Below are 23462 nucleotides of genomic sequence, written 5' to 3' on the forward strand. Positions count from 1 at the left end.
CCTTGGTTCTGCACGTAAGCGCTGCGTAATCGACCGCACCCGAAATCATTTTCGATGAGCTTGCATTTATTGGAACGGCAAATCTTTCGATATGATCGCTAGCACTGGGGAGCCGGCTCGCACCGTGATCGTCGGCCTTCGAGACAATTCGCGCTCGACGATCTGCCTGCCCGTGCGGCTGATGCTGTCGGATGCACCGTCGCGGAGGGCGCGGGCGAGGTCGCTTTCATCTCCGGAAGTGCCGGATTGGGCGCCGATGCTGAGAATGGTCGAGATCAATGCGGCTTTCGCCGTGCTGCCCCAGTGGTTGTCGACCTTGTCGCTCAGGCCGGCCTGGCCTGTCGCGTCGGCGGCGGGCGTGCGGCCGAGATCGATGGACCGGCCGTCGGGCAGTAGAAGCCGGGTCCAGGCCAGGAGCAGACGGGTCTGGCCGGCGGCTAGTTCGCTGTCGTAGGTGCCGATCAGGCGGGCCCCTTGCGGTATCACGACATGGGAGCCGGTGAGGCTGTCGCGGACGGGTTCCGTGACCTGTGCAATAACTAAACCGGGGAGATCAGACTGGATGCCGGTGACGAGGGCTGCAGGGATGATGGTTCCCGCACGCAGAGTGTTTTGCGCTTCAGAGGGCGGGGTTGGGGTGGCCGGGCTGTCGAGCAGGACGACCGCCTCCGCTTTCGGGTTCGCCAGTGAACCAGTTTCAGCAGGCTTTGGCACCTCTCCGGTCGAGTCTGCCTGCAGGTCCGGCGCAGTTGCCGGCGCAGCGCTGCTGTTGCCGAAGAAAAGCCCCGAGGTTCTTGCGGCCATACGCGCCTGCTGTTCAGACGTCGGACCGGCCGGACTCGGTGACGCCGACGTGCCGTCGGCCGCATAAGGTCTGCCCGGTATCGGCTCGCCGGCTTCCTGCGACCGGCGCAGTACGGGCTTGCCGAACTCGCCCGGCAAGGGCGGGCCGAGCTTGGGGATGCCTGTGTAGTCGCGGGGGAGCGATGCGACGCCCTCCGCCGGCGTGGCGCGACCGGTCGGGTAGAGTTCGCTCGGTCCGTCCTTGCGATCTGCGGGCTCAAGCGCCAGCAGGAATGCCGCACCAAGGCCGGTCGCTGCGACCCCGCCGGCGATAGCGAGCGCCTTGCGCGACAGGCGCATGACCTTCGGTGGGTCCGCACGCAGGCGCAATTCGCGGGCGATCTCGGCCTCGCTGCGCCGGGGTTGCTGGAACTCCGGCTCAGGTGTGTCGTCGGTCCAGTCGTTGCGGGTCATCGGGGCTGCTCGCGCACGATCCGCACGCGCTGCTGCTTCTTGCCGCCGAGGCGGAGTTCGGCGGTGTCGAACAGGCGGTCAACGATCATGTGGCTGCCACGCACGCGGTAGTTGACCAGCTCGGCGGTCTTGCCATTGGCGCCGATCACGAACAGCGGCGGCATCTCGCCCTGTGCGATGCCGGCCGGGAATGCGATGAAGGCTTGCGTGCCGTCGTCGAACGCCAGCAGCGGGCGCCAGGGTGCCTTGCCATCGATGCGGTAGCCGAAGTTCAGCCGCTCGATGTCGAGGCCTGCTGCCACAGGCGCGGTTGCAGCATCGCGTTCAGAGTTTCGGGCAAGTGCGATGAGCGCGTCCTGCGGATAGGTCCAGGCGACCGAAGCCATATACGTGGACGACATCGCGCGGAGCTCGATGTGGTAGGTCCGGCGGTCGGTGTTGATGAGGAGGTTGGTGGCAAGATCGGGGCGTGTCGGTTTGACGAGGATGTGGACGCGAAGGGTCGGTCCGCTGCCGCTGATTGTGTCGCCGATGATCCAGCGCGCGGTGTCGCCCGCGGCGACCGGGCCGGGGCCGACAAGCCGTTCACCCGGTTCAAGCGCGATGTCTGTCACCTGTCCGGGGGCTGTGTAGACCTGATAGAGCGAGCCTTCGGCATAGGCGAACCGTTGGATGGCATTGATGTAGCCGGCGCGATCCGGCTGGACGCGGGCCGCTGCGTTGGCGACAGCCACATTGCGGGCAGGCTCAGCGTGAACCGCGCTGCCGGTTGCCAGCATGAGAACGAGCAGCAGACCTTGCGGGGGGTTTTGGAGGGGGGTCATTGGCGCATCTCCCGCGACCAGTTGATGGCGTGGACGAAGATGCCGAGCGGGTTTTTCCGGAGCGCTTCGGCGGTGGTCGGCGGCTGCACCACGACCGTCAGAATCGCGGTCCAGCTCTCGGCCCCGGCGAGCTGGCCTTCCGCATAGCGCCGCTCGGACCAGGCAACACGGAAGCTGTCGGGCGAGGCACGGATGACGCTCGAGACATCGACCGCAATCTGTTCCTTCCCCACCCTCGAGAACGGATCGTTGACCCGGGCATAGTCGTTGAGCGCAATGGCGCCGCGATCGGTGGTGAAGTCATAGGCGCCGAGCCAGTCCTGGCGCAGCACGATGGGATCGACCGGCACGGAGCGAACCTGCTCGATAAACCGGGCCAGATGCCAGGCGATTTCCGGGTCGCTGGCGCGATGCCCTTGTTCGGCCGGGCCGACGGCAACGGCGCGTCCCGAACGATCGACCTCGACGATCCAGGGCACCACCGTGCCGCGTGTGCCTTGCCACACGAGCGCGGCCGAGAGGCCAGCAACAAGCGCAAGCTGGCCCAGCGCCATCAGGCGCCAGTTGCGCGCTTGCACACGGGCGGAGCCGATGCGGTCGTCCCAAGCTTGACCGGCGCGCTGGTAGGGTGTTTCCGGTTCGGGTGTCGTGCCGTAGCGGACGGACGGTCGCTTCCACATGATCCTACTCCGAGACCTTGACGGATGATCCGGTGCCGCCGCCGTCGCCGGCTTTCAGGGCGTGGGCTGCAAGCCCGATTCCGTGACCCATGGACTGGCTGCGGCGCATGCGTCGGGCCCAGTCGGGAACCCCAGATACGCCGGTCGCACTGCCGCCTCCCGATCCACCACCTGCGGGAGCCAACTGCTGGCGCAGTGCCGCTGCCGCCTGCCGGAGCGGGCTTGTCGCGCCAGTTGGTGCGGCGCTTCCGCCCGACATGCCGCCTGAAGCTGGCGCCGGGGCGCGGGTGCCGCCCATCGCCGCGCCAGCAGCATAGGCGCCGCCGCGCGCTACGCCGCCGACAGCGGCCGCGCCCATGCGCGCCGCTCCCATCCCGGCAAGTGCCGCGCCTCCGACTGCAAGCCCGGTACCGACGGCCGCGCCGGCACCCAGTTGCGGGCCGCCTGCAACGATGCCGTTGGCAATGCCCGGGCCGAAGATGCCAAGCGCCAGCAGGGATAGCGACGCCAGCACGACGGCCGAGGCCTCGTCGATTGTCGGCACCGGCCCGGCAAACGCACCGGTGAACTCGCTGAACAGCGTCGAGCCGATACCGACGATGACCGCCAGCACCAGCACCTTGATCCCCGACGAGATGACATTGCCCAGCACCCGCTCGGCCATGAAGGCGGTCTTGCCGAACAGGCCGAACGGCACGAGCACGAACCCGGCGAGCGTCGTCAGTTTGAACTCGATCAGCGCCACGAACAGCTGGATGGCCAGCACGAAGAACGACAGCAGGATCACCGCCCACGCGGTCAGCAGGATGGCGATCTGGGCGAAGTTGTCGAAGAAGGAGGCGAAGCCCATCAGCTCGCCGACCGCGTCGAGGATGGGACGCCCGGCCTCCAGCCCGACCTCCGCGATCCGGCCCGGCCGCAGGAAGTCCGCCATCGCCATCGGCGTGCCGGACGCCATCAGCCCGAGCCCGGCGAAGCTCTCGAACACGATCCTCGCCAGCATGTTCCAGTTGCCGATGACATAGGCGAACACGCCGACGAAAAGCGTCTTCTTGACCAGCCGGGCAATGATGTCCTCATCGGCCCCCCAGACCCAGAACAGGGCTGCGAGCGTGACATCGATGACGATGAGCGTCGCCGCGAGCCACGCGACCTCGCCCCCCACCAGCCCGAACCCGCTGTCGATGTAGCGGGTGAAGGTGTCGAGGAACCGGTCGATGACGCCGACGTCTTCCATGATCAGTTGCGGAACATCGTGACCGTAGTCGGGACATAGCCGGAGCCGGGTTTCAGGAACCGGCGGTTCTGCTCTCGCGCCTGATCCTGCGCTGCTACCCGTTGGGCCTCTGCCAGCGCCTGCGCGCGGCCCAATGCCGTCATGGTCGCGGTGAGATCTGCGAGTTGTTGCGCCTGCAGGGCGAGAAGCTGATTGCCGGACTGGGAGGCCTGCAGCGCACCGATCGCGCCCTGGCTGCGGTTGACCAGCTTTTCGATCTCGGCGCGGTAGGTCGCAAGATTGTCGACCACGCCCGCCTGCACCTTCAGGGCATCCTCAAGCGATGCGAGCGAGGTACGCCAGCGGTCGCGGGCGTTGGAGACCAGCAGTGCATCCGGGTCGGTCGGCCGCGCTTCGGCGTAGCGGCCGCGGAAGGCGGCATCGACCTCGGCAACGTCATACGCGAGCTCGCGGGCGTCGGCGAGCAGGGTGCGGGTGTGCTCCACCGAACGTAGCAGCGGGGCGAGCGAGCTGTAAGGGAGCGAGGTCAGGTTGCGCGCCTCGTTCAGTAGCGACTTCGCCTCGTTCGTCAGGCTGCGGATCTGGTTGTTGATCTGGTTGAGCGCGCGCGCCGCCTGAAGGACGTTCTGGGCATAGTTGGTGGGGTCGTAGACGACGATGGCGCCAGCAGGCGCGAGCGGCACGAGGATCATGGCCGCCACAGCGGCAATAAGGGTGGATTTGCGCAAAGTCATAGCGGAAGCTCCAGGTTGGCGGGACGGGGGTCGGGGAGAAGCTCTGCGGCCCAGCCAAGGCTTCGATGCAGGAGCCAGGCTGCTGCAAAGGCTGACGCACCGTGACGCCCAAGGATGCGGTCGATCGCGGCCTGGTCGGCCTTCGACGAGGCGGCGGTGAACGCGAGCGCGATTTCACCCAGCCCCAGCTCGAACAGCCGGTTGCCGAGGCGGCTTTGGCAGTAATAGTCGCGCTTGGGCGCCGCTCGGGCGAGGATTTCGATCTGGCGGTCGTTGAGCCCGAACCCGGCGTAGACCGCCGCGATCGAAGGTTCCTGCGCCCGCTCGTTCGGCAGGAAGATGCGTGTGGGGCAGCTTTCGATGATGGCGGGCGCGATCGCCGAACCCTGGATGTCTGCTAGGCTCTGGGTCGCGAAGACGACGCTGGCGTTCTTCTTGCGCAGCGTCTTCAGCCACTCGCGCAGCTGCCGGCCAAAGCTGGCGTCATCCAGCGCCAGCCAGCCTTCGTCGATGAGGATGAGGGTCGGCGCACCGGCCAACCGATCACCGATACGGTGAAACAGATAGCCGAGGACAGCGGGCGCGGCGGCCGTTCCGATCAGGCCTTCGGTCTCGAACACCTGGATCGACGCCGATCCCACTTCCTCCTGGTCGCCATCGAGCAATCGGCCCCACGGGCCTGCCAGCGTGTAAGCATGAAGCGCCTGCTTCAACATCGAGGACTGGAGCAACACGGTCAGGCCTGTGAGCGTGCGCTCCTCGACCGGCGCTGTGCCGAGCGACGCCAGCGCGGACCAGAGAAGGTCCTTGATGCCCGGGTCGACTGCGAGGCCCTCCCGCGCAAGGATGGCGGCGAGCCATTCGGCGGCCCATGCGCGCTCGCCCGCCTCGTCGCAGCGCGCCAGCGGCTGCAGGGTCGGGCCACTTTCTGCGTCTCGACCCAGGCCCTCGCCGAGATTGTGCCAGTCGCCGCCTGTCGCCAGCGTTGCCGCGCGGATGCTGCCGCCGAAGTCGAACGCGAAGACCTGTGCGCCCGCATAGCGGCGGAACTGCAACGCCATGAAGGCGAGCAGCACGCTCTTCCCGGCGCCCGTGGGGCCAACAACCAACGTGTGGCCCACGTCGCCCACATGGGTGCTGAACCGGAACGGCGTCGAGCCGTCGGTGCGGGCGTGGAACAGCGGGGGGCCGTCCAGATGGGCGTTGCGCTCGGGACCTGCCCAGACCGCCGACAGCGGCACCATGTGCGCGAGGTTCAGGGTCGAGATCGGTGGCTGCCGGACATTGGCATAGGCCTGGCCGGGAAGGGAGCCGAGCCACGCTTCGACGGCGTTCAGGGTTTCCGGAACGCAGGTGACGTCCCGGCCCTGGATGACCTTCTCGACCGCTTGCAGCCGCGCGTCTGCCGCGCGCGGGTCCGGATCGGACACGACGACGCTGGTGGTCACATAGGCCCATCCGGCGGCATCTGCGCCGAGCACCTGCAGGGCTTCGTCCGCGTCCGCTGCCTTGTTCGAGGCATCATTGTCGAGAAGCGCCGAGGCTTCGTTCGTCAGCACCTCCTTCAGGATCGCCGCGACCGACTTGCGTTTGGCGAACCATTGGCGCCGGATCCGGGCCAGCAGCTTCGCTGCATCATTTTTGTCGAGCATCAGCGCACGGGTGGACCAGCGGTAGGCGAAGCCCAGCCGGTTGAGTTCGTCGAGGATGCCTGGTTGCGTCGCATTGGGTAGGCCAATGATGGTCAGCACCCGCAGATGATGAACGCCGAGCATGGGAGACAGCCCGCCCGTCAGCGGCTCGTCGGCAAGCAGCGCATCAAGGTGCATGGGCGTTTCGGGAACGCCCACACGCTGGCGGCGGGTGGAGATGGTGGCGTGGAGATATGTCAGACTGTCCGCGTCGCTCAGCCAGCCGACCTCGGGCAGGAAGCCGTCCAGCAGGTCGAGAACGCGGTCGGTGCGGCTGATGAAGTCGGTGAGATGCTCCCGCCATCCCCCGCCCGATTTTGCCTGCCCTTCGTAAATCCAGCGTTCCGCCCGCGCGTTGCCGTCGGCCGGCGGCAGCCAGGCGAGGGTCAGATAGTAACGACTCTCGAAGTGTGCGCCCTCCTGTTCAAACTGGGCGCGACGTTCTTCGTCCACCAGGGCTGATACCGGGTCGGGAAAGCTGCTCTGCGGATAGGTGGCGGACGGTCGACGCTGCGCTTCGACGAACACTGCCCATCCCGAACCGAGCCGCCGCAGTGCTGCGTTCAGCCGCGCGGTGACCGACACGAGCTCGGCCGGCGTTGCGGAGTCGAGATCCGGCCCCCGGAGCCCGGCAGTTCGCTGGAAGGAGCCGTCCTTGTTGAGGACGACACCGTCAGCCACCAGCGCCGCCCAAGGCAGGAAGTCGGCCAGCAGCTGCGGTTTCTGGCGGTATTCGCGCAGGCTCATCATGTCAGAGGCCCAGCCGCGCGGGAAGACGCAGGTGGCGGCGCACGACATCCACGAACTGCGGATCGCGTCGCGCCGCCCACACGGCAAGCATATGTCCGAGCGCCCACACGCCCAACCCCACAAGCCAGAGCCGCAGACCGAGCCCGAGAGCGGCCGCCAGCGTGCCGTTGACGATGGCTAAGCTGCGCGGCGCGCCGGCGAGCAGGATCGGCTCGATCAGCGCCCCGTGCACGGGGACGATGAAGCCGGGCGTCTCCATCAGACGAGCGCACCGCCGCCGAAGCTGAAGAAGCTGAGGAAGAAGGAACTGGCCGCGAACGCGATGCTGAGGCCGAACACAATCTGGATCAGCTTGCGAGAACCGCCGGAGGTGTCGCCGAAGGCCAGCGTCAGGCCGGTGATGATGATAATGATCACGGCGATGATCTTGGCGACCGGCCCTTCGATGGATTCGAGGATTGCCTGTAGGGGTGCCTCCCACGGCATCGAGGAACCGGCGGCATGGGCGGGCGCTGCCATGAACACCGCCGTAGCCAAGCCGGCGCTGGCAACGCGGACGCGCATTCGCGAGAATTGGGTCATTCGCTGTCTCCTGCTGGGGTGAGCCGGTAGTCGCCGCTGCTGTCGAGGGGGAGGACGTGGGCGAGTTCCACGAGCCGTCGCGCGCCGCCACGACCCGCCAGCACAGCAATAAGGTCGATCGTATCGGCGATGAGCGAACGGGGCGGCAGCGGCACTGCTTCCTGGATCAGTTGTTCGAGGCGGCGGAGTGCACCGATGGCCGACCCCGCGTGGATGGTGCCGATGCCACCCGGATGTCCGGTTCCCCAGGCCTTGATGAGGTCGAGGGCTTCGGCTCCCCGGACCTCACCGATCGGAATGCGGTCCGGTCGCAGGCGCAAGGCAGAGCGGACAAGGTCGGAAAGCGTTGCGACCCCGTCCTTGGTGCGCAGCGAGACAAGGTTGGGGGTGAGGCATTGAAGCTCACGGGTGTCCTCGATGAGCACGACCCGATCCGACGATTTGGCAACTTCAGCCAGCAGGGCATTGGCCAACGTCGTCTTGCCGGTCGATGTGCCGCCCGCGACAAGGATGTTGCGGCGGCCTTCGACGGCCGTGCGCAGCTGCGCTGCCTCTCGCGCCGACATCACCCCGGCTTGAGCATAGTCATCCAGCGTGAAAACCGCGACGGCTGCTTTGCGGATTGCAAAGCAGGGCGCTGTTGCGACTGGTGGCAGCAGGCCTTCGAAACGCTCTCCTGTGCCTGGCAGCTCAGCAGAAACGCGCGGCGAACCGGCATGGACTTCGGAGCCGACATGGTGCGCAACCAGCCGGATGATGCGCTCGCCATCGCTCGGCGAAAGCTGGATGCCTGTGTCAGCCAGCCCGGAACCGAGCCGATCCACCCAAAGCCGTCCGTCCGGGTTGAGCATGATCTCGACGACATCGGGTTCGGCAAGCGTTTGCATGATCCACGGCCCGAGCGCCGTGCGCAGCATGCGGGCGCCACGGGTCTCAAAGGATTGGGCAACGGACAAGGGCTGCATGGCGATCCCCGAAAAGTCGGTTCGGGGATGATTAGAGAAACCACCTGGCCCAGCCGATCAACAAGGAAAACCGGGTTAGAAACCGTAGCGTAGAAAGACAGGCGGAAGGGGTGGTCTGTGACACTTTGTTTCCAGATTGGGCTGTGTCCAAACAGCCATTCGAGCACGTGACGCAAGTTTTGTCGGTGCCCGATGTTCCTACGTCCGAACGTATGAGGCCACGACAATCGCGGCACTGAGATGAAGATTATCAACGTTTAGGAAAAAACCGTCGCCCTTCCGGCGCTTACAAATTTACAATCTACATCATATGCCGCCGAAAGGTATATAACGAACAAGCCGATCTAATGTTTTGGCGGAATGATAGCTATAAGCAGCCATCAAAGAATCTCATCGCTCTTTTTTCGATTCTTATTGCAACGTTCAAACGCATGTGTTGCTATGGCTGTGGGGTCGCACAGATTCGGGGAATTTGGTGCGCATGGATTTCTCTATCGCGGGCGCTGTGTCGCTCAGCAGCTTGATTCTATTTGCCATTGCCGCTCATGCAGGCGAAACAACGACCTTCACCTACGACGCGTTGGGCAGACTTGTTTCCACCAGCAGTAGTGGAACGGTGAACAACGGCTTGTCCAACACAATAGCTTACGACCCCGCTGGAAACCGGTCGTCCTATGGAACTTCGGGAGCGCCGGGTGGCACGCAGCCGCCTCCACCACCTCCGGCTAACCAACCGCCCGTAGCGAATCCTGATTCAATCACATCGCCAAAGTGCGTAACGCGATTCGTGAATGTCGTGGCAAACGATACGGATCCAGAAGGGAACTACCCGCTAGGATTGGTATCTGTAAACCAACCACGGGCTTGGGTTGAGAGCGGCACGACGGTTGGGATGTTCACGCCCGACGTTAATGGAGGTTATGCGATCACATACACCGTTGCAGACTCGCTGGGTGCAACCTCCACGGGAACGCTTTCGGTCAACGTCACGGGGTCACAGCAATGCAATTGAGACTGTGCTCGTGGCTGCGCGAGCTGCCTGTTGGCGTCAGCGCTGCGTCTTCTGCTAGCGCTCTTGACGCTCGCTATATTGCCTCGCGGGTGGGGCAGCAGCTGAGGTGGCTTGTTGTCGGTTTCGTCGCCTTGTGCGCAACGGGGCTGGTTTTAAGTTCAGTGGCAATGACGCAGGCGATAAAGCCGCTCGACGTTGAACAGGACGCGAATGGCGTCGATGTCTTCACAGGACAAATTGAAACCCCCCTTCCAACGCTTTCAATTCCTGCCGCTCCCAACCTGCGTCTGCAAAGGGTTCAGGATTTACAACCCATACTCAATGGGAATATGGCATTTCCGCCTCCTGGGCAAATTGGTGAGGTAAGAACTTCTTATAGTGTAAATACAGGGGGCATTTCGTCTAATAGTTTTAGCTGTGTTCAAGAAAGTGATTGCAAGGCAAAAAAACAAGATGGATCGAGTCTGCAGGGATATTCAGGCCAGAGTTTAGATTATTATGAAGGAGGCACCGGTAGGCGAATTCAGTATGATGTTCGATTGGGTCCGCAAGGCACAATAATTCCTGGAACCGATTTTTCCTATTATCCTTCTTCTATTCAATTTCCTAGCGGCGAGATTATCGGTTTTTTCTACGATAGCTACTCGCTGCCAGACGGTCGTATATATTACAGGCCGGCGAAGGTGCAAAGCAGCACGGGGTATACATTATCACTATCTTATGTTGGACAGACAGGCGGTCAAGCAAGTTGGTATTTTCTTGCGCAGGCGACAATCTTTCAGACGAGCAATCCGTCTGTCCCGCTCGCGCGATTCACATATTCCGGCGATACGATTACCGATCTCGGCGGACGCCAATGGATTTGCGCAGGTTGCCGCAACGCCGTAAACGAGCAAAGCATGGTATCCACAACCTCGCTGCGTTTGCCGGGCGAGGCGTCGGAGACACTTTCCGTTGCCGCGCAAAGCCCAGGGTTCACTCGGGTTGAGACTATAACGCGTGATGGTGTGTCTTCGACTTATTCCTATGTTCTCGGCAATTCAGGGGCATCACCCATCTCCAAAGTGACGGTGACCGGGCCGCTGGGCTTTTCGCGCGTGGTCAACATCTACGCAACGAACATGCTCAGGCCCAGGATAACGTCCACGGTCGACTCGCTCGGCCGCACTACGACCTACAGCTATGACACTGGCGTCAAGTTGCTGAAAATCGCCTATCCTGAAGGCAATTCGGTCAATGTCGTCTATGGACTGCACAGCAATATCGTCGAACGCAGGCTGATTGCCAAGGCAGGATCGGGGCTTCCCGACATCGTGGAAACCGCGAATTATACGTCCGATCCCTATTGCTATGGGGTGATATGCTCCCGGCCGAACTGGACGGTCGATGCGCTCGGGAGACAGACGGATTATACGTGGGATCAAGTGACCGGCGATCTGCTGGTGAAGCTGGAACCGGCCGATGCCAATGGGCAGCGCCGCAAGACGATCAGCCAGTATTCGCTTGGCCGGCTGACGCGCGAACGGGTTTGCCTGACCAATGCCGCCGGCGCGGAACTCACCTGCGGCACATCCGCCGAACAGGTGCGCGAATTCACCTATCAGGGGCTTACCCCGTTGCAACTGACGGCGACGCAGACGGACGGCGCGGCGACGCAGGCCCTGACCACGACCTTCACCTATGACGCGGCCGGACGTCGGCTGTCCGCCGATGGGCCGCTGCCGGGCACCAATGACGCGACCTATTATCGGTATGACGTTCATGGCCGCCGAACCTGGGAAATCGGGCCGCTCGGCGTGAACGGCGTGCGCGCGGCCAAACGGTTCACCTATCGCGACTCGGATGACAAGGTGGTGCTCACCGAGGAAGGCACGGTACCGGACGCCGGCAGCACGGCGTTGACCATCCTGACCCGCGCCGAAGTCTCCTATGACAGTCGCCGCAATCCAGAGCGCGAGGCCGTGGTCGCGTCCGGGACGACCCACAGCCTGACGCAGCGGACGTTCGACACGCGCAACCGGCTGGAATGCGAAGCCCGGCGCATGAACCCGGCGGCGTTCACCGCGCTGCCGGCGAGCGCCTGTACCCTGGGCACGCAGGGCAGTTTCGGCGCCGATCGCATCACCCGCAACGTCTATGACGCGGCCGGGCAACTGCTTCAGGAACAGCGCGCCTATGGCACGCCGCTCCAACAGAATTATGCCAGCTACAGCTATACGCTGAACGGCAAGCGCGCGAGCGTGACCGACGCAAACGGCAATCGCGCGGCGCTGCGTTACGATGGGTTCGACCGGCAGAACCGATGGGTGTTTCCCTCGCCCACCACCGTTGGTCAGGTGAACGAGGCCGACTATGAAGCCTATGGCTATGACGCCGCCGGCAACCGGACCTCGTTGCGCAAACGCGATGGCACCACCCTGACCTACGCCTATGATGCGCTGAACCGGGTAACGTTGAAGAGTGTTCCGACCTCGGCGACCGGCGCGCCGGGCTATGCGGTTTACTATGGCTATGACGTCGGCAACCGGCAGACGTTCGCGCGCTTCGGGTCAACTTCTGGTGCGGGTATTTCCAGCACTTATGACACGCTGGGGCGGTTGACCAGCACGACCAGTACGATGGGCGGGTTCACGCGGACCCTGCAATATCAGTTGGACGTGGGCAGTCGGCGGACGCGGCTGACCTTTCCGGACGGCAATTTCTTCAGCTATGATTATGACGCCGCCGGTCGTCTGACGGCTATCCGGGAAAATGGCGGGGCTGCGACCGCTTCGTTCAGCTATGACGGCTTTGGCCGCCGTTCAGCAACCGCGGTTCCCAGCGCCGCGACCAGCTTCAGCTATGATCCGGTGTCGCGCCTGTCTGGTCTTTCGCACGATTTGGCCGGCACGGCGTGGGATCACAGCCTTGGGTTCGCTTACAACCCCGCCTCTCAGATCGTCACGCGCACGGCCTCGAACGATGCCTACGCCTCGACTGCGGCGGTGAATGTGAGCCGTGCTTACACGGTGAACGGCCTCAACCAATATACCGCTGCGGGTCCTGCGGTTTTCCTGTATGATGCGAACGGCAATCTGCGCTCGGATGGATCGACGACCATGGTCTATGATGCCGAGAACCGTCTGGTGAGTGCGAGCGGCGCGCGGGTTGCGGCGCTGTCCTATGACCCGCTGGGCCGGCTGTTCCAGACGAGCGGTGGGGCGCCGGGGACGACGCAGTTCCTGTATGACGGCGATGAGCTGGTGGCGGAGTATGATGCGGCGGGTAGCTTGCAGCGGCGCTATGTGCATGGGGTGAATGTGGATGATCCGCTGCTGTGGTATGAGGGGGCGACCTTGGGCACCCGCCGCAGCCTGTTTGCCGATCATCAGGGGTCGATCATCGGCGTTGCGGACAGTGCCGGCGCTTCGGTTGGGATCAACGGCTATGATGCCTGGGGTCTGCCGAACCCGAACAACATCGGCCGGTTCCAGTATACCGGTCAGGCGTGGCTGCCCGAGCTGGGGATGTATCACTACAAGGCGCGGATCTACTCGGCGACGCTGGGACGGTTCCTGCAGACCGACCCGGTGGGCTACGACGACCAGGTCAACCTCTATGCCTATGTGGGGAACGATCCGGTCAATAAGACCGATCCTACGGGGATGACGGAATGCCCAGGCTCTCGAGTGTGTATGGGTCAAGAGCGCAAGGAAATGAGAGAACGGCAACGCGAAGGAGCTGCGAAAAGTCAACTTATGGGAACACTTTCGCAGGCTCGTTCGGGACAGACTGCCGTTACAGCAGTAGCTATGGCCGCAGCTTCTCGTGGGTTAGCAGGGTCCGCGGCTCAATCGGCTGCCGACTCGATCAAAGGCATGGGCAAGACTATGGGCATTGCAGGAACCGCCCTGGCCGTTGGCAGTGAGACGATGCGTGTGAAGGATGAAATTTCCAATGGAAAGGACGCTAGCTCTGCCGTAGTTGGCGCGGCTGGTCGTACCGCCACCACCGGAGCTGTGGCGCTTGCGGGAGCGAAAGCTGGGGGAGCGTTAGGTCTCGCCATTGCTGGGCCGCCTGGTGGCGCGGCGGGAGCAGTTGTTGGCGCTGCTGCTGCCGGATACGCATCGGACAAAACTGGCGCGACTGATAGCGGGGGGCGTGCGGCGGAAAGAGCATTTCAATGGGTTAAGGATAATCCTCCCGACTATTTTCCTAGCATGAATCTTATGGGGCCGCCATGACTAATATAATATCAATTGGTCACGCAAATCGTAAATTGTTGCCCACTGTCATATTGTCTATCATATTGTTTTTTGTATTGCCTTTTTCATTTATGGGCGATCCATACCAAATGATCAATTCCATACTGCATGGAGATCGAATGTGGGCGTTAATTCTCATCGTGCTAATCGGTCAAGTTTATTTCTTTATTGTTGGATCGCCTCTTGTGTATTCAATATTTAACAGATGTATCATTATATACTATAAGAACAATAATATTGTATTTGGTTATCCAAAATATTTATCTTGTTCAGTAGATGACGTTATTGATATTCATGTTCGATCTTGGAAAGGTTTCCTATCAACAGGATCATACGGCGTACTAGTTCTTAAGAATGGGACGGAACATTTTATTCCCATTTTGCTCATAAGGGAATCGGCGGACGAGATGATGGACAAAATCAGAAATCTAAAATCAAGGGCATAAATGATTCGATTTTTGACAATAAAGACGCATAAGTTGTTTTGCTTTTTGACCACCACCCTCAATCAATATACCGCTGCGGGTCCGGCGGTTTTCCTGTATGATGCGCATAGCAATCTGCGCTCGGATGGATCAACGACGATGGTCAAGACGCAAGAGAACCGGCTGGAGAGCGCGAGCGGTACGCATACAGCGGCGCTGGCCCGAAGCCGGCTTTGACACCGGTCTATGACCGGCTGGGTCACTCACCCCTTAATCGCGCGCGTCATCGCGGCGGCGGCACCGAGGCGCCAGCGTAGGGATCGGCTGAGGGCGTGTCTGGACGCCGCGGCAACTTGTCAGGGATCGTCACACCCGCCGATACCGGGACAGGCGCCGGCGGCACAGCATCGCCACCCGCGGCCTCCCGCAATCCGCGGGCCAGTTGCGGCGCGCCGAACAACAGCACACAGCCCAGCAGAACCTGGCCGGCTCGCCGCACCGACACATGCCCGCCCAGCATCGCCAACCCCACCAGCGCGATGGAGATGGTGCCGAGCGCAACTGCGAACGGCCCGGTCAGCAGCGCCTCGATCCAGCGCGCGTCCGCCAGCAGCACGCTGGCGGCAGGCGGGTCTGTGAGGCGCTGCGTCATGCGGAAAACGGCCGGTCGGGGGAGCCGCGCGTCGCTGCCCCCGCGTCGCGGTTGAACGACAGCTCGCTGACATATCGATTCCCGCCATGCCGCGCCAGGTGAACGTACACATCAATACTGGCACGCACATAGTCGGCGACATCGGCGCGGCTCAGCCGGCTGCCGCTTTCCAGCACCAGCAGCGCCAACTGCTCGACCGCGCGGGCGGGGCTGTCAGCATGAATGGTGGTCATCGATCCCTGGTGCCCGGTGTTGACCGCGCGCAGGAAGGTGAAGGCTTCCGGCCCGCGCAATTCGCCCAGGATGATGCGGTCAGGGCGCATGCGCAGCGCCGCGGTCAACAGGTCGTTCATGTCGATCCGTGCCTCCCCCATCCCGCCGCGCGAAGCGAGGAGACCGACGGCATTGGCATGGGTCAAGGCGATCTCGGGCGTGTCCTCGATCAGGATCAGCCGCTCGTCAGCGTCGACCTCCCGCAGCAAGGCGTTCAGAAACGTCGTCTTGCCCGTTGAGGTCCCACCGGAGATCAGGACGTTCAACCGGCGGCTGACCGCATCCTTCAACTGCTGCGCCTGGTTCCCACCGGCGGCATATCCCGGGCCGCTCGACAAGCCTGCCCGTGAAGGCAAAAACCAACTTTGCGATTGATAGTCGTCGATCCCGACCTCGCGCGCCTGATGCTTGCGGATCGCGATCGCCATGTCGCCACGTGTCGCGGAGGGTGCAACGAACTGTGCACGCGCTCCATCGGGAAGCATTGCGGACAGCAGCGGTTGTGCGCGGCTGATCCCCTGTCCGGTCAAGGCAGCGACCTGTTCGGACATGCGGGCCAGCAGTGCAGCCGTCAGCGATGGCATGTCATGGCGTTCGACCTTGCCGCCCAGCGTTTCGGTCCACAGTTCGCCGGGGCGGTTGATGTAGAGGTCGGTTATATCGCCGCGTGCCAGATAGGGATCGAGCGGTGCGAGGGCCTGCGCAAGATAGATGCCCACGCCTTTGGACTGAGTGTTCACTGGGCGGCCGCCTCTACCGCGGTGAAATCGAGATCACGCACGACAAACACGGCGATGCTCGTTCCTTGCCGGACATGCAGTGTCGGCTTGGGCGGCGGACCAACCAGGCTGGACGTCACCGACTGTGTCGCCGGCAGTGCCACGACGACTGCGCCATCCGACAGAGCGCGCGCGGCGGCGAAGCTGCCGAAGTCCAGTGTCGATTGCAGCAGGGCGCCCCCGAAACGCTCCAGAAAATGCGTGTCGACACGACCGCCGATACCGGCGCGGCCCAGCGGGTCCGACGCGGGAGAGTCAAGGTCGATGGTGGCGCCATCCGGGCGGACCAGGCGCACCCATTGCACGTTGGCGCGCTTCTGACCGGGGGCGAGTTCGCCGCGATAGACGCCAAACAATCGGCTGCCGCGCGGGATGAGCACCCGATTGCCCAGCAGATTCTTGACGTCCATTGACACGAGCGCCCGTGCCTGACCGGGCTGTGTGGAGTCCAGCGCGGTTTCCAGTACGGCCTTGATCAATGTTCCCTGCGGGATGACCGTTGCCTTGTCTGTGGTGCGCCCCGTGCGTGCGCGAGCAACCGTGGAGCTGGATATGGGTGACGACGCGCCGGCAGGCTGCACGGCTGCTGCCGATGGAGCCGCGGATGACGCTTCTCCAGCATCAAAGACGATGGCAGGGCTGGCCTTCGGTTGCTCTGGCGGCAGCGTTCTTTGCGGCGTTGTTGGAATTTGTGGGGGTACGACAGGGATCGGGGTGAGTATAGCTGGTGGCGTGACAGGTGGGGTCATCGAGGGAGCAGCAATAGGCCCAGTTGGAGGTGGTTGGGGTGGAACTGCGATCAGGTCTGGTGGGAGAGACAAGGGCGGGATTGTCTCGGAAGAGGAGATCGGCAGGTCTTCATCGGGCACTGCCGCAGCTGGGGTCTGGAGCTTCTGTCGTTCTGCGCCTAGGGTCGCGAACACGACCAGGCCGAGCAACAGGACGACAGCCAGACCGATCCACAATGGCCGGTTTCCAGCATTGCGACCCACCAACGGTCGGATGTCCTGACTATTGAGATCTGGCCTTGCCGCGGGCATTCGTCAGCGCCTTTCGGCGGGCCGATCGACCCTTTGCGCAGTGGCACGCTGGCCATCGAGCCGAAAAATGATCGTTTTGGGGTGGCCCTCCACGATGAAGCGATCATTCTGCATTTCGCCGTTCACCAGTGCCTCGGTACCGTCATCGGTGACCTGGAAAACTGCAGGCAATGGCACGGCCTTGTCCCAGCTGATTGCGGTGTTTTCGCCGATCTGCTCGATCCGCGCGGGACGGATCGTGCGACTGCCGCGAATACGATAGGTGAAGGACACGGTCGGCGAACTTTTGTCCGATGCGCCAACATTTGCCGGAAGGGGGTAGACGAAGCGCACGGCATAGGCCGGCATGACGAGGCCTCCGCCGGCGCGGAGCCTCATGAGATATGTTCGGGCATCGGTGACAACCGTGAGATTACTTTCCGCTCCCGAAAGCGCCTTGATGAAAATAGCGTCCGCCCGCTTCGTCGGTGTGACCGCCCAAGCGGCACTGTCACCGAGCGCAATAGTCTCTACCCGTTCGCTGCTGCTGAAGCTCACCATGACGGCGGTTCCGGCCGTCAGTTCGAGTTCCACAACCTGATTCGGTTCGAAGCTGACGATTTGCACTCTGGGATCGCCGGGACCCGGTACTGGTCGGGTTTGTGCGCAGGCACCCGCCGCGACACAGAGAGCCGTAAACAGGATTGCCTCACGCATCATCGTTGAACAGTGTTCGAAACGGGCGGGGGCAAAGGTGTAGTCGAAGAGGAGGAGGGCGCGACCACACCCGTATTTGCATTGGCGCCCGGCGTGGACTGGCGCTCTCCGTCCGCAGCGGATTGCGACGGCGTCTCGGCATTGCGGCGGTAGCTTGTCACTTGAAAACCCAACGGATTGATGAAACGGTCTTCAACAGTCATCGGGCCGTTGGAGAAATTGTAGCGAACGATGGCCACCCAGTAACGTGGCAATTGTACCGCGCCATTTTGATCGCGGCGTATGGTTTCAAAGCGAACTAGCGCGGTCGTTTCGTCCAAAGACGATATTGAGCGCACACGCGATTCGATAGTGGATCCGCGGGGGAGCGCCACGAGAGGACTATTTGGGTTGGAAGCCTGGAGTGCTGCGGAATAAACCGTTCGCACACGTCCATTGGACCATAGCATCACACGTCGATAGTCCTGCTTGACCGTGGCACGGTCGAAGCCTTCCCGCGCGGTTACATATTGTGCAAGAAACGAACGCGTGAGCGCTGCGTCGGGCGCGATCCGCGGATTGTCGGTCGGGTCCAATGCCTGGACATATCCCGTATGACGATCAACGAGCAAAGTGTAAGGGACAACAGTCTTGAGCGGCAGCATGATCACGACGGCAATGCCGAGGATCAACGCGATCCCGCTGGCAATAAGCGCAATCAACCACGCAAACCGCTGCGATCTCAAAGCTGACTCAAAGCCATCGTTTTTCCAACTGGCCGCCGCCTGAAAATTGGATTGAACGGCGTCGCGTGCTTCCGGCAACATCAGCGTATGCTTCGCGTGGATGCGACAAGGGAAACGCGGCGAACGGTCCTTCGGTGCCCTTGACCGAGCGGTGTAGGCGGCCGAGTTGCCAGCGGCTCTCGACGCATGTCGGCGTTCGGCAAGCGATCACCCACCAAGAGGGCACGATTCGCTGCACCGGAGGCAAGGTTCGCTGTAAGGAGCGATGAGGCATTGGCTTGCACCGCTGCATTCCGCTCAGTTTCGCTTGCCCGCTGGGAACCGGTGGTTCGCGCTTCTCCAAAATCGTGCTGCCGTCGATCGCTGAGCGTCCATCGGGGCGCAAAAGCTAAGTTGGGGATGCCGAGTGCGACCTTGATGGCAACGAGGATCATGCCGACCGCAACAACGGCAAAGGCGACCGTGACGATCATCAGCTCGATGGGCGCCGATGGCGTGGGAATATCCCCGGCGCGTAGCGCGAGGATATTCGTGAGCCAAGGCTCGAGGAATGCAAGCGTCACGCTTAGGACGAGCGTGATGCCGAGCGATCCCAGAGCCGTTGCAATAAGCATGCGCAACCACCCCGTGAAGATGCTTCGCGTGGCATCAAATAGCAGCAAGCCCGCGACCAGCGGTGAAATCGCCAACAAGAGGCCGGCTGCCAAACGTACCAGCCCGAGGGCGCCGACGGTGCCGACGAGGTAGAACGACCGCGAAATCCCAAACGCCACATCGTCGGCGAGCGGGATGTGCGCAGACGGCTGTTCGATCACGATGTTCGGACTGCGCGTGCCAGCACTTGTGAACGCGACCATGGCATCGTCGACCGCTTGCAGCCGATCGACCAAGCCAGCCGCACCGCCCAGCCCCGACGGTGAGGAAATGACATCCAGCAGCTCCCCCGGTCCGCGCAGCACAATATTATAGACTACCAGCTGAAACGCTGCCCAGCTGGTAGCAAGTGCGAGCACGATACCCAGCTTCACAGCGACGGGGACGAGCACGCCGGCACCCAAAGGCTCACCCGCCAACAGGCGCAGGCCCAGCACGGCTATGAAGATGGTAACGAGGATCGTCAGCACTGCACCCGCGGGCGAGCCGGGATCGGACAGCGCGGCAAAGCCGCCGGCGCCGATATTAAGCGTCTGGCAGTCGATGAAGTCGAGCACGCCCTTGAGGAAGCCAGCGCCGGTGCCAGGAACCGTGCAACTGCTCCCCATCACGCGGCTTCCAGCAAGCGCGGTAGCCAAGCCTGCGGATCGTCACCGGTCTCCGCGCGGATGTTGTCGAGCAGGCGTACCGTCCGTTCGCGTCCCGAAAGGATGGTGAGGAAATCCTTTTCGCCCGACAGATCGAGCCGCACGACTGCGCTCTCGTTGCCATGCCGCACCAGAAAGCAATGTGCACTGTCAGGCAGCGTGCGCACCAAGTCGAGCTCATGCAGCGTGAGTCCAAACCCCCGGCAATAGTCCTCTTCGCTTGCCTTGGGGTTAATCATGAAAATCTGTGTTGCTGCCTGTTCGACGATGGCACTTGCAATGCGGCTGTCGAGCGCGTCGCGTGCGCTCTGGGTGGCAAAGCCGACGATGCCATTCATTTTGCGAATGGTTTTCTCCCAGTCCTTGATGCGCCGCACGAACACATCGTCGTCCAACGCTTTCCATCCTTCATCGACCACGATGATTGCCGGGCTGCCGTCGAGCCGTTCCTCGACGCGGTGGAACAGCACCATCATCGCCGGCGTGCGTAACATGGGATCGTCGAGGATGGCGGTCATGTCGAACCCGACCACGCGCTCGGTCAGGTCGGTGCGGTCTAGTTCATTGTCGAACAGCCAAGCGTGTGCGCCATTACCCCACCACGGTTCCAATCGAGCGTACAGGTCGTTCGGGGCGGGTCGCGCCTGGCCGCGGAACAGTTCCACGAGATGGCAAAGGCGGCGATATTCGGATGGCACCGTGAAGTTGGCGTCGATGGCGGCATTGATGCGCGCCATCTCTTCGACGTCGGCACCACCCGCGAGGGTCGTGAGCCAATCGGCGAGCAGCGCGCGGTTGCCGGGCGTATCGGGGAATTGCAGCGGATTGAGTCCCGATGGCACCGCGGGATCGAGACGGTCGTAGCGCCCGCCGACCGCGCGGATGAAGAGTTCCGCGCCACGATCCTTGTCGAAGAACACGATGCGCGGATCGAACTTGCGTGCCTGGGCCAGCAGGAAGTTGAGGACGACGGTCTTGCCCGATCCCGATGGGCCGATGACGGTGAAATTGCCAAGATCGCCATGATGGAAGTTGAAGAAGTAAGGCCCGGCAGCGGTCGTCTCGAGCAGGGTTACCGCCTCGCCCCAATGGTTGCCCGAGTGTGACCCGCTGGCGAAGCTGTGCGCACTGGCAAGGCCGGCGAAATTGGCGGTCGAGACAAGCCCCCGCCGTGCGATATAGGGAAAGTTCGCCGGAAATTGTGCCCAGAAGGCTGGTTCCAGCCCGATATCTTCTCGAACCGCCAATATGCCCAGGTCCGCCAGCGTCGCCGCGACCTCCGAAACATTGCCATTGAGGGTGTCCAGGTCCTCCGCTTCGACAGCGATGGTCATATGGTGTTCGCCAAACCCTGCCCGGCCGGCTGCGACAGAATCCTTGGCGACCAGCAATTCCTCCCGAAGGCTCATTGCCTCGTCGTCGGCTGCGCGCATCCGGCGCAATGCCAGGTTCATCGCGGACAGCGACGCGCCGCGTTCGACAAAGGCGAACGACTGGCTGACCACCATGTTGACGGGAAGGCGAAGCAGTTCGTCGAACATGCCCGCGGCGGTATGGCCGGCATAGTCCTTGACCGACATGATGGCGCCAAAGGCGCGTGGCGCCAGACCATCCGCGGCGCGCTCGAAAGCATTCTGGCCAAAACTGATCCGCCGGCGCGCGACATTCTCCCCCAGATCGCCGAACGGCAGCAGCATCGGCGTCGTGGTGCCGTTGAACAACCCGCCCAGGAACTCCAGCGGCTCCGAGCAGAGGCCTTGGGGCGTCTGGTAGACGCCGAGCAGCCGCGGACCATAGCTGCCGAGCGCGGCGATCAAGGCATCGCGTGCCTCGTTCAGCGCCGAGAGCTCGATGCCGACCTGTTGCGCACGATCCACACCGGTGGCGCCCACCCAGGTCCGCACCTTGTCGAGCAGCCCCATCCGGCCTTGCAGCGGCCGCCGGATCAGCGTCAGGAACAGCTCATTTGCGTAAAGCTGCCGGCCTTCCAGCTTCGCCCGCCAGCGTCGATCGAGGTCGAGTGAGAAGGGGTCGGGGAAGTCGGCGTCGAGCGCCACATCGACCCGTCGGCGAACGACATGGTGATAGAGGGCGAAGCGCGATGAGCCGATCGCACGCAGCATCGCATCGCGCAGGGTCTTGCGATAGTTGAGCTCGGCACTGTCGGCAGTCTCGAACAGCAGGCCACGCAGGGCGATGACTTGCAGCAGCAGGCCGGAGCGCGTTTCGATCGTATGGTCATCGACATGGCGGGCATAGGGCAGATGCGCGCCGGCGCTCTTTTCCCGCGCGATGATGCGCGGGTCGCGGGTCAGGGGCGGTAGGAGTTGCATCGCCACAGGGCATGGTTGCGGACACGGCCACAGCGGCTGGCGCGCGTGACCCACAGGTCGGCGAAGCGCGGCTCCCTCAGCGCGAGGAGCATGCCGACGGCGTGGACGAGCAGCGCGGTCGCCACGACCCAGAGCGAGCGGAAGATGAGGAACAGTTCCGCAGTGATGACCATGTTGATCACGAAATAGCTGTAGGTGACGCCGGCGAACATCTGCGGCCGAGTGAGGGCCACGAACAGCCGGTCGCGGTCGATGCCGCTCATGGGGTCAGCCGCCGCTCAGGGTGGCGGCGGACTGGATGCCGGCGACGATGCTGGCCGCGCCGAACAGGATGAAGCAGCCCAGGATCACGACCGCGCCATGGCGCCAGTTGACCCGGCCGGTCAGCATCAGCAGGCCGACGACCCCGACCGCGACGACGGCAGCCGTGGTGGCGAAGGCGCCGAGCAAAGTGCCCTGGATCCAGCGCGCCGCCCCCACGATGACGCCGGCACCCTGAGGGTCTGCATCAAGGGTTTGGGCGATGGCGGGAATGGCGAGGAGGAGGGCATTCGATGCCATCGAAAGCCGAAGCAAATGACTGACGCGCTTCATCTTTTGGCCATTCCCCAGTGACCGGATTTGAACCCGAATCGGGGTGTGTTGTCAATCGATTCCGGCGGCGATGGACGCGAAAGGCGATGAAAGAGATTTTATCGCTGGCGTGCGCAGCGCGGCACAGAATAGCGGTGCGCAGCCCGCTATTCTAAGACTCGCGCCAGCATGGCCGGCGGGGCGGAGGGCTTGCCCGACGAACCCGTCCGACAGCGTGGCTTTGCCACGCCCTTTCTTCTTCCTTTTGTTCTTTTCGCTCTTTCCGCGCAGGCCGCTGTTCGTTTCGCGCGGCTTGGCCGCGCAGGGGGTGTTGGTTTGTTGCAGGGCCGAATTCTGGAAGGTTTGTCGAAAAAAGTGACAGCCTGAATCAAGGGCTTAGCGATTTCGGGGGTTTGGGCGGGTCGCGCGGGGTGGATGGACGTCGAATGCTGACTCGGTGATGCCAATATGGTTAGCAGATGTTGGCGGATTTGGCAAGCTGTTTCAGGGCTTCGCATAGGCCTGCGGCAAGGCGGCGAAGAAAGCTGGCTCATCCTTGCGCCGCAGCGCCCGGTCCACGATGATGTGGCCAGCCGAATCAATGGTATGCACTTGGAATAGATGCTTGGCCAGATCGAGGCCGACAACAGTGACAGACGACAGATCAGAGAGTAGCTTCGGCATGGCCT

The 23462-nt window shown here is 62.9% G+C and carries 23 protein-coding genes; 4 read left to right on the forward strand and 19 right to left on the reverse strand.

The features are described 5' to 3' along the window. Window positions 1–66: 66 nt before the first annotated feature. The 9 genes from H3309_RS14045 to trbB are packed head-to-tail and all read right to left on the reverse strand — an operon-like array spanning window position 67 to window position 8672. Window positions 67–1257 carry a TrbI/VirB10 family protein gene (locus tag H3309_RS14045; protein WP_182295353.1) on the reverse strand — a complete coding sequence of 397 codons (1191 nt, stop codon included), beginning with the start codon at window positions 1255–1257 and terminating at the stop codon, window positions 67–69. Continuing rightward, a complete protein-coding gene (gene trbG / locus H3309_RS14050; protein WP_398400326.1) occupies window positions 1254–2195 on the reverse strand; it encodes a P-type conjugative transfer protein TrbG in 942 nt (313 codons plus the stop codon). Before trbG ends, H3309_RS14045 begins: the two co-directional genes overlap by 4 nt. Continuing rightward, complete coding sequence (gene trbF / locus H3309_RS14055) at window positions 2078–2761, reverse strand: conjugal transfer protein TrbF (RefSeq protein ID WP_182295357.1); 684 nt, start codon at window positions 2759–2761, stop codon at window positions 2078–2080. The genes trbG and trbF overlap by 118 nt, the downstream gene beginning before the upstream one ends. 4 nt (window positions 2762–2765) lie before the next feature. Continuing rightward, window positions 2766–3998, reverse strand: a complete 1233-nt coding sequence (trbL, locus tag H3309_RS14060; protein ID WP_182295359.1) for a P-type conjugative transfer protein TrbL — start codon at window positions 3996–3998, stop codon at window positions 2766–2768. Window positions 3999–4000: 2 nt separating this feature from the next. Beyond that, complete coding sequence (gene trbJ / locus H3309_RS14065; protein ID WP_243453740.1) at window positions 4001–4690, reverse strand: P-type conjugative transfer protein TrbJ; 690 nt, start codon at window positions 4688–4690, stop codon at window positions 4001–4003. A 38-nt stretch (window positions 4691–4728) separates the two neighbouring features. Further along, on the reverse strand, window positions 4729–7173 hold the full coding sequence (gene trbE / locus H3309_RS14070) for a conjugal transfer protein TrbE (RefSeq protein ID WP_182295362.1): 2445 nt from the start codon (window positions 7171–7173) through the stop codon (window positions 4729–4731). A 1-nt stretch (window position 7174) separates the two neighbouring features. Further along, on the reverse strand, window positions 7175–7432 hold the full coding sequence (locus H3309_RS14075; protein WP_182295364.1) for a VirB3 family type IV secretion system protein: 258 nt from the start codon (window positions 7430–7432) through the stop codon (window positions 7175–7177). After that, the gene (locus H3309_RS14080) at window positions 7432–7737 is read right to left on the reverse strand and encodes a TrbC/VirB2 family protein (protein ID WP_243453936.1); all 306 of its coding nucleotides are present in this window, start codon (window positions 7735–7737) and stop codon (window positions 7432–7434) included. The genes H3309_RS14075 and H3309_RS14080 overlap by 1 nt, the downstream gene beginning before the upstream one ends. Before the next feature lie 14 nt (window positions 7738–7751). Further along, complete coding sequence (trbB, locus tag H3309_RS14085; RefSeq protein ID WP_182295368.1) at window positions 7752–8672, reverse strand: P-type conjugative transfer ATPase TrbB; 921 nt, start codon at window positions 8670–8672, stop codon at window positions 7752–7754. 529 nt (window positions 8673–9201) lie between these two features. Between trbB and H3309_RS14090 the strand changes: the two genes are divergently transcribed. The 3 genes from H3309_RS14090 (at window position 9202) to H3309_RS14100 (ending at window position 14638) form a co-directional block, all read left to right on the forward strand. Then, window positions 9202–9732 carry an Ig-like domain-containing protein gene (locus H3309_RS14090; RefSeq protein WP_207791621.1) on the forward strand — a complete coding sequence of 177 codons (531 nt, stop codon included), beginning with the start codon at window positions 9202–9204 and terminating at the stop codon, window positions 9730–9732. Next, on the forward strand, window positions 9723–13955 hold the full coding sequence (locus H3309_RS17690) for an RHS repeat domain-containing protein (RefSeq protein WP_182295372.1): 4233 nt from the start codon (window positions 9723–9725) through the stop codon (window positions 13953–13955). Before H3309_RS14090 ends, H3309_RS17690 begins: the two co-directional genes overlap by 10 nt. 467 nt (window positions 13956–14422) lie before the next feature. Further along, on the forward strand, window positions 14423–14638 hold the full coding sequence (locus H3309_RS14100; protein ID WP_182295374.1) for a hypothetical protein: 216 nt from the start codon (window positions 14423–14425) through the stop codon (window positions 14636–14638). A 46-nt stretch (window positions 14639–14684) separates the two neighbouring features. Here H3309_RS14100 and H3309_RS14105 read toward each other — a convergent pair whose 3' ends face one another. From H3309_RS14105 to H3309_RS14145, 9 genes are all read right to left on the reverse strand, one after another. Further along, on the reverse strand, window positions 14685–15053 hold the full coding sequence (locus tag H3309_RS14105; RefSeq protein ID WP_182295376.1) for a TrbC/VirB2 family protein: 369 nt from the start codon (window positions 15051–15053) through the stop codon (window positions 14685–14687). Continuing rightward, window positions 15050–16066, reverse strand: a complete 1017-nt coding sequence (virB11, locus tag H3309_RS14110; protein WP_317983328.1) for a P-type DNA transfer ATPase VirB11 — start codon at window positions 16064–16066, stop codon at window positions 15050–15052. Before virB11 ends, H3309_RS14105 begins: the two co-directional genes overlap by 4 nt. Beyond that, on the reverse strand, window positions 16063–16584 hold the full coding sequence (locus H3309_RS14115; protein WP_182295380.1) for a TrbI/VirB10 family protein: 522 nt from the start codon (window positions 16582–16584) through the stop codon (window positions 16063–16065). The genes virB11 and H3309_RS14115 overlap by 4 nt, the downstream gene beginning before the upstream one ends. A gap of 564 nt (window positions 16585–17148) precedes the next feature. Beyond that, entirely contained in the window at window positions 17149–17844 is a 696-nt protein-coding gene (locus H3309_RS14120; RefSeq protein WP_182295382.1) for a TrbG/VirB9 family P-type conjugative transfer protein, read from the reverse strand. Next, window positions 17841–18647, reverse strand: a complete 807-nt coding sequence (locus tag H3309_RS14125; protein WP_182295384.1) for a virB8 family protein — start codon at window positions 18645–18647, stop codon at window positions 17841–17843. Before H3309_RS14125 ends, H3309_RS14120 begins: the two co-directional genes overlap by 4 nt. After that, entirely contained in the window at window positions 18647–19828 is a 1182-nt protein-coding gene (locus H3309_RS14130) for a type IV secretion system protein (RefSeq protein ID WP_243453937.1), read from the reverse strand. The genes H3309_RS14125 and H3309_RS14130 overlap by 1 nt, the downstream gene beginning before the upstream one ends. After that, window positions 19828–22200, reverse strand: coding sequence for a VirB4 family type IV secretion/conjugal transfer ATPase (locus H3309_RS14135; protein WP_182295388.1), 2373 nt, complete (start codon window positions 22198–22200; stop codon window positions 19828–19830). Before H3309_RS14135 ends, H3309_RS14130 begins: the two co-directional genes overlap by 1 nt. Then, entirely contained in the window at window positions 22179–22463 is a 285-nt protein-coding gene (locus H3309_RS14140; protein WP_182295390.1) for a type IV secretion system protein VirB3, read from the reverse strand. The genes H3309_RS14135 and H3309_RS14140 overlap by 22 nt, the downstream gene beginning before the upstream one ends. A 4-nt stretch (window positions 22464–22467) precedes the next feature. After that, a complete protein-coding gene (locus H3309_RS14145) occupies window positions 22468–22761 on the reverse strand; it encodes a TrbC/VirB2 family protein (protein WP_243453741.1) in 294 nt (97 codons plus the stop codon). Between the two features lie 222 nt (window positions 22762–22983). Between H3309_RS14145 and H3309_RS14150 the strand changes: the two genes are divergently transcribed. Then, entirely contained in the window at window positions 22984–23160 is a 177-nt protein-coding gene (locus H3309_RS14150) for a hypothetical protein (RefSeq protein ID WP_182295394.1), read from the forward strand. A gap of 117 nt (window positions 23161–23277) precedes the next feature. On the opposite strand, the gene H3309_RS14155 is transcribed toward H3309_RS14150, so the two are convergent. After that, a complete protein-coding gene (locus tag H3309_RS14155) occupies window positions 23278–23457 on the reverse strand; it encodes a hypothetical protein (protein WP_182295396.1) in 180 nt (59 codons plus the stop codon). Window positions 23458–23462 lie beyond the last annotated feature (5 nt).

The organism is Sandaracinobacteroides saxicola, from assembly GCF_014117445.1.
GTDB classification, from domain to species: domain Bacteria; phylum Pseudomonadota; class Alphaproteobacteria; order Sphingomonadales; family Sphingomonadaceae; genus Sandaracinobacteroides_A; species Sandaracinobacteroides_A saxicola.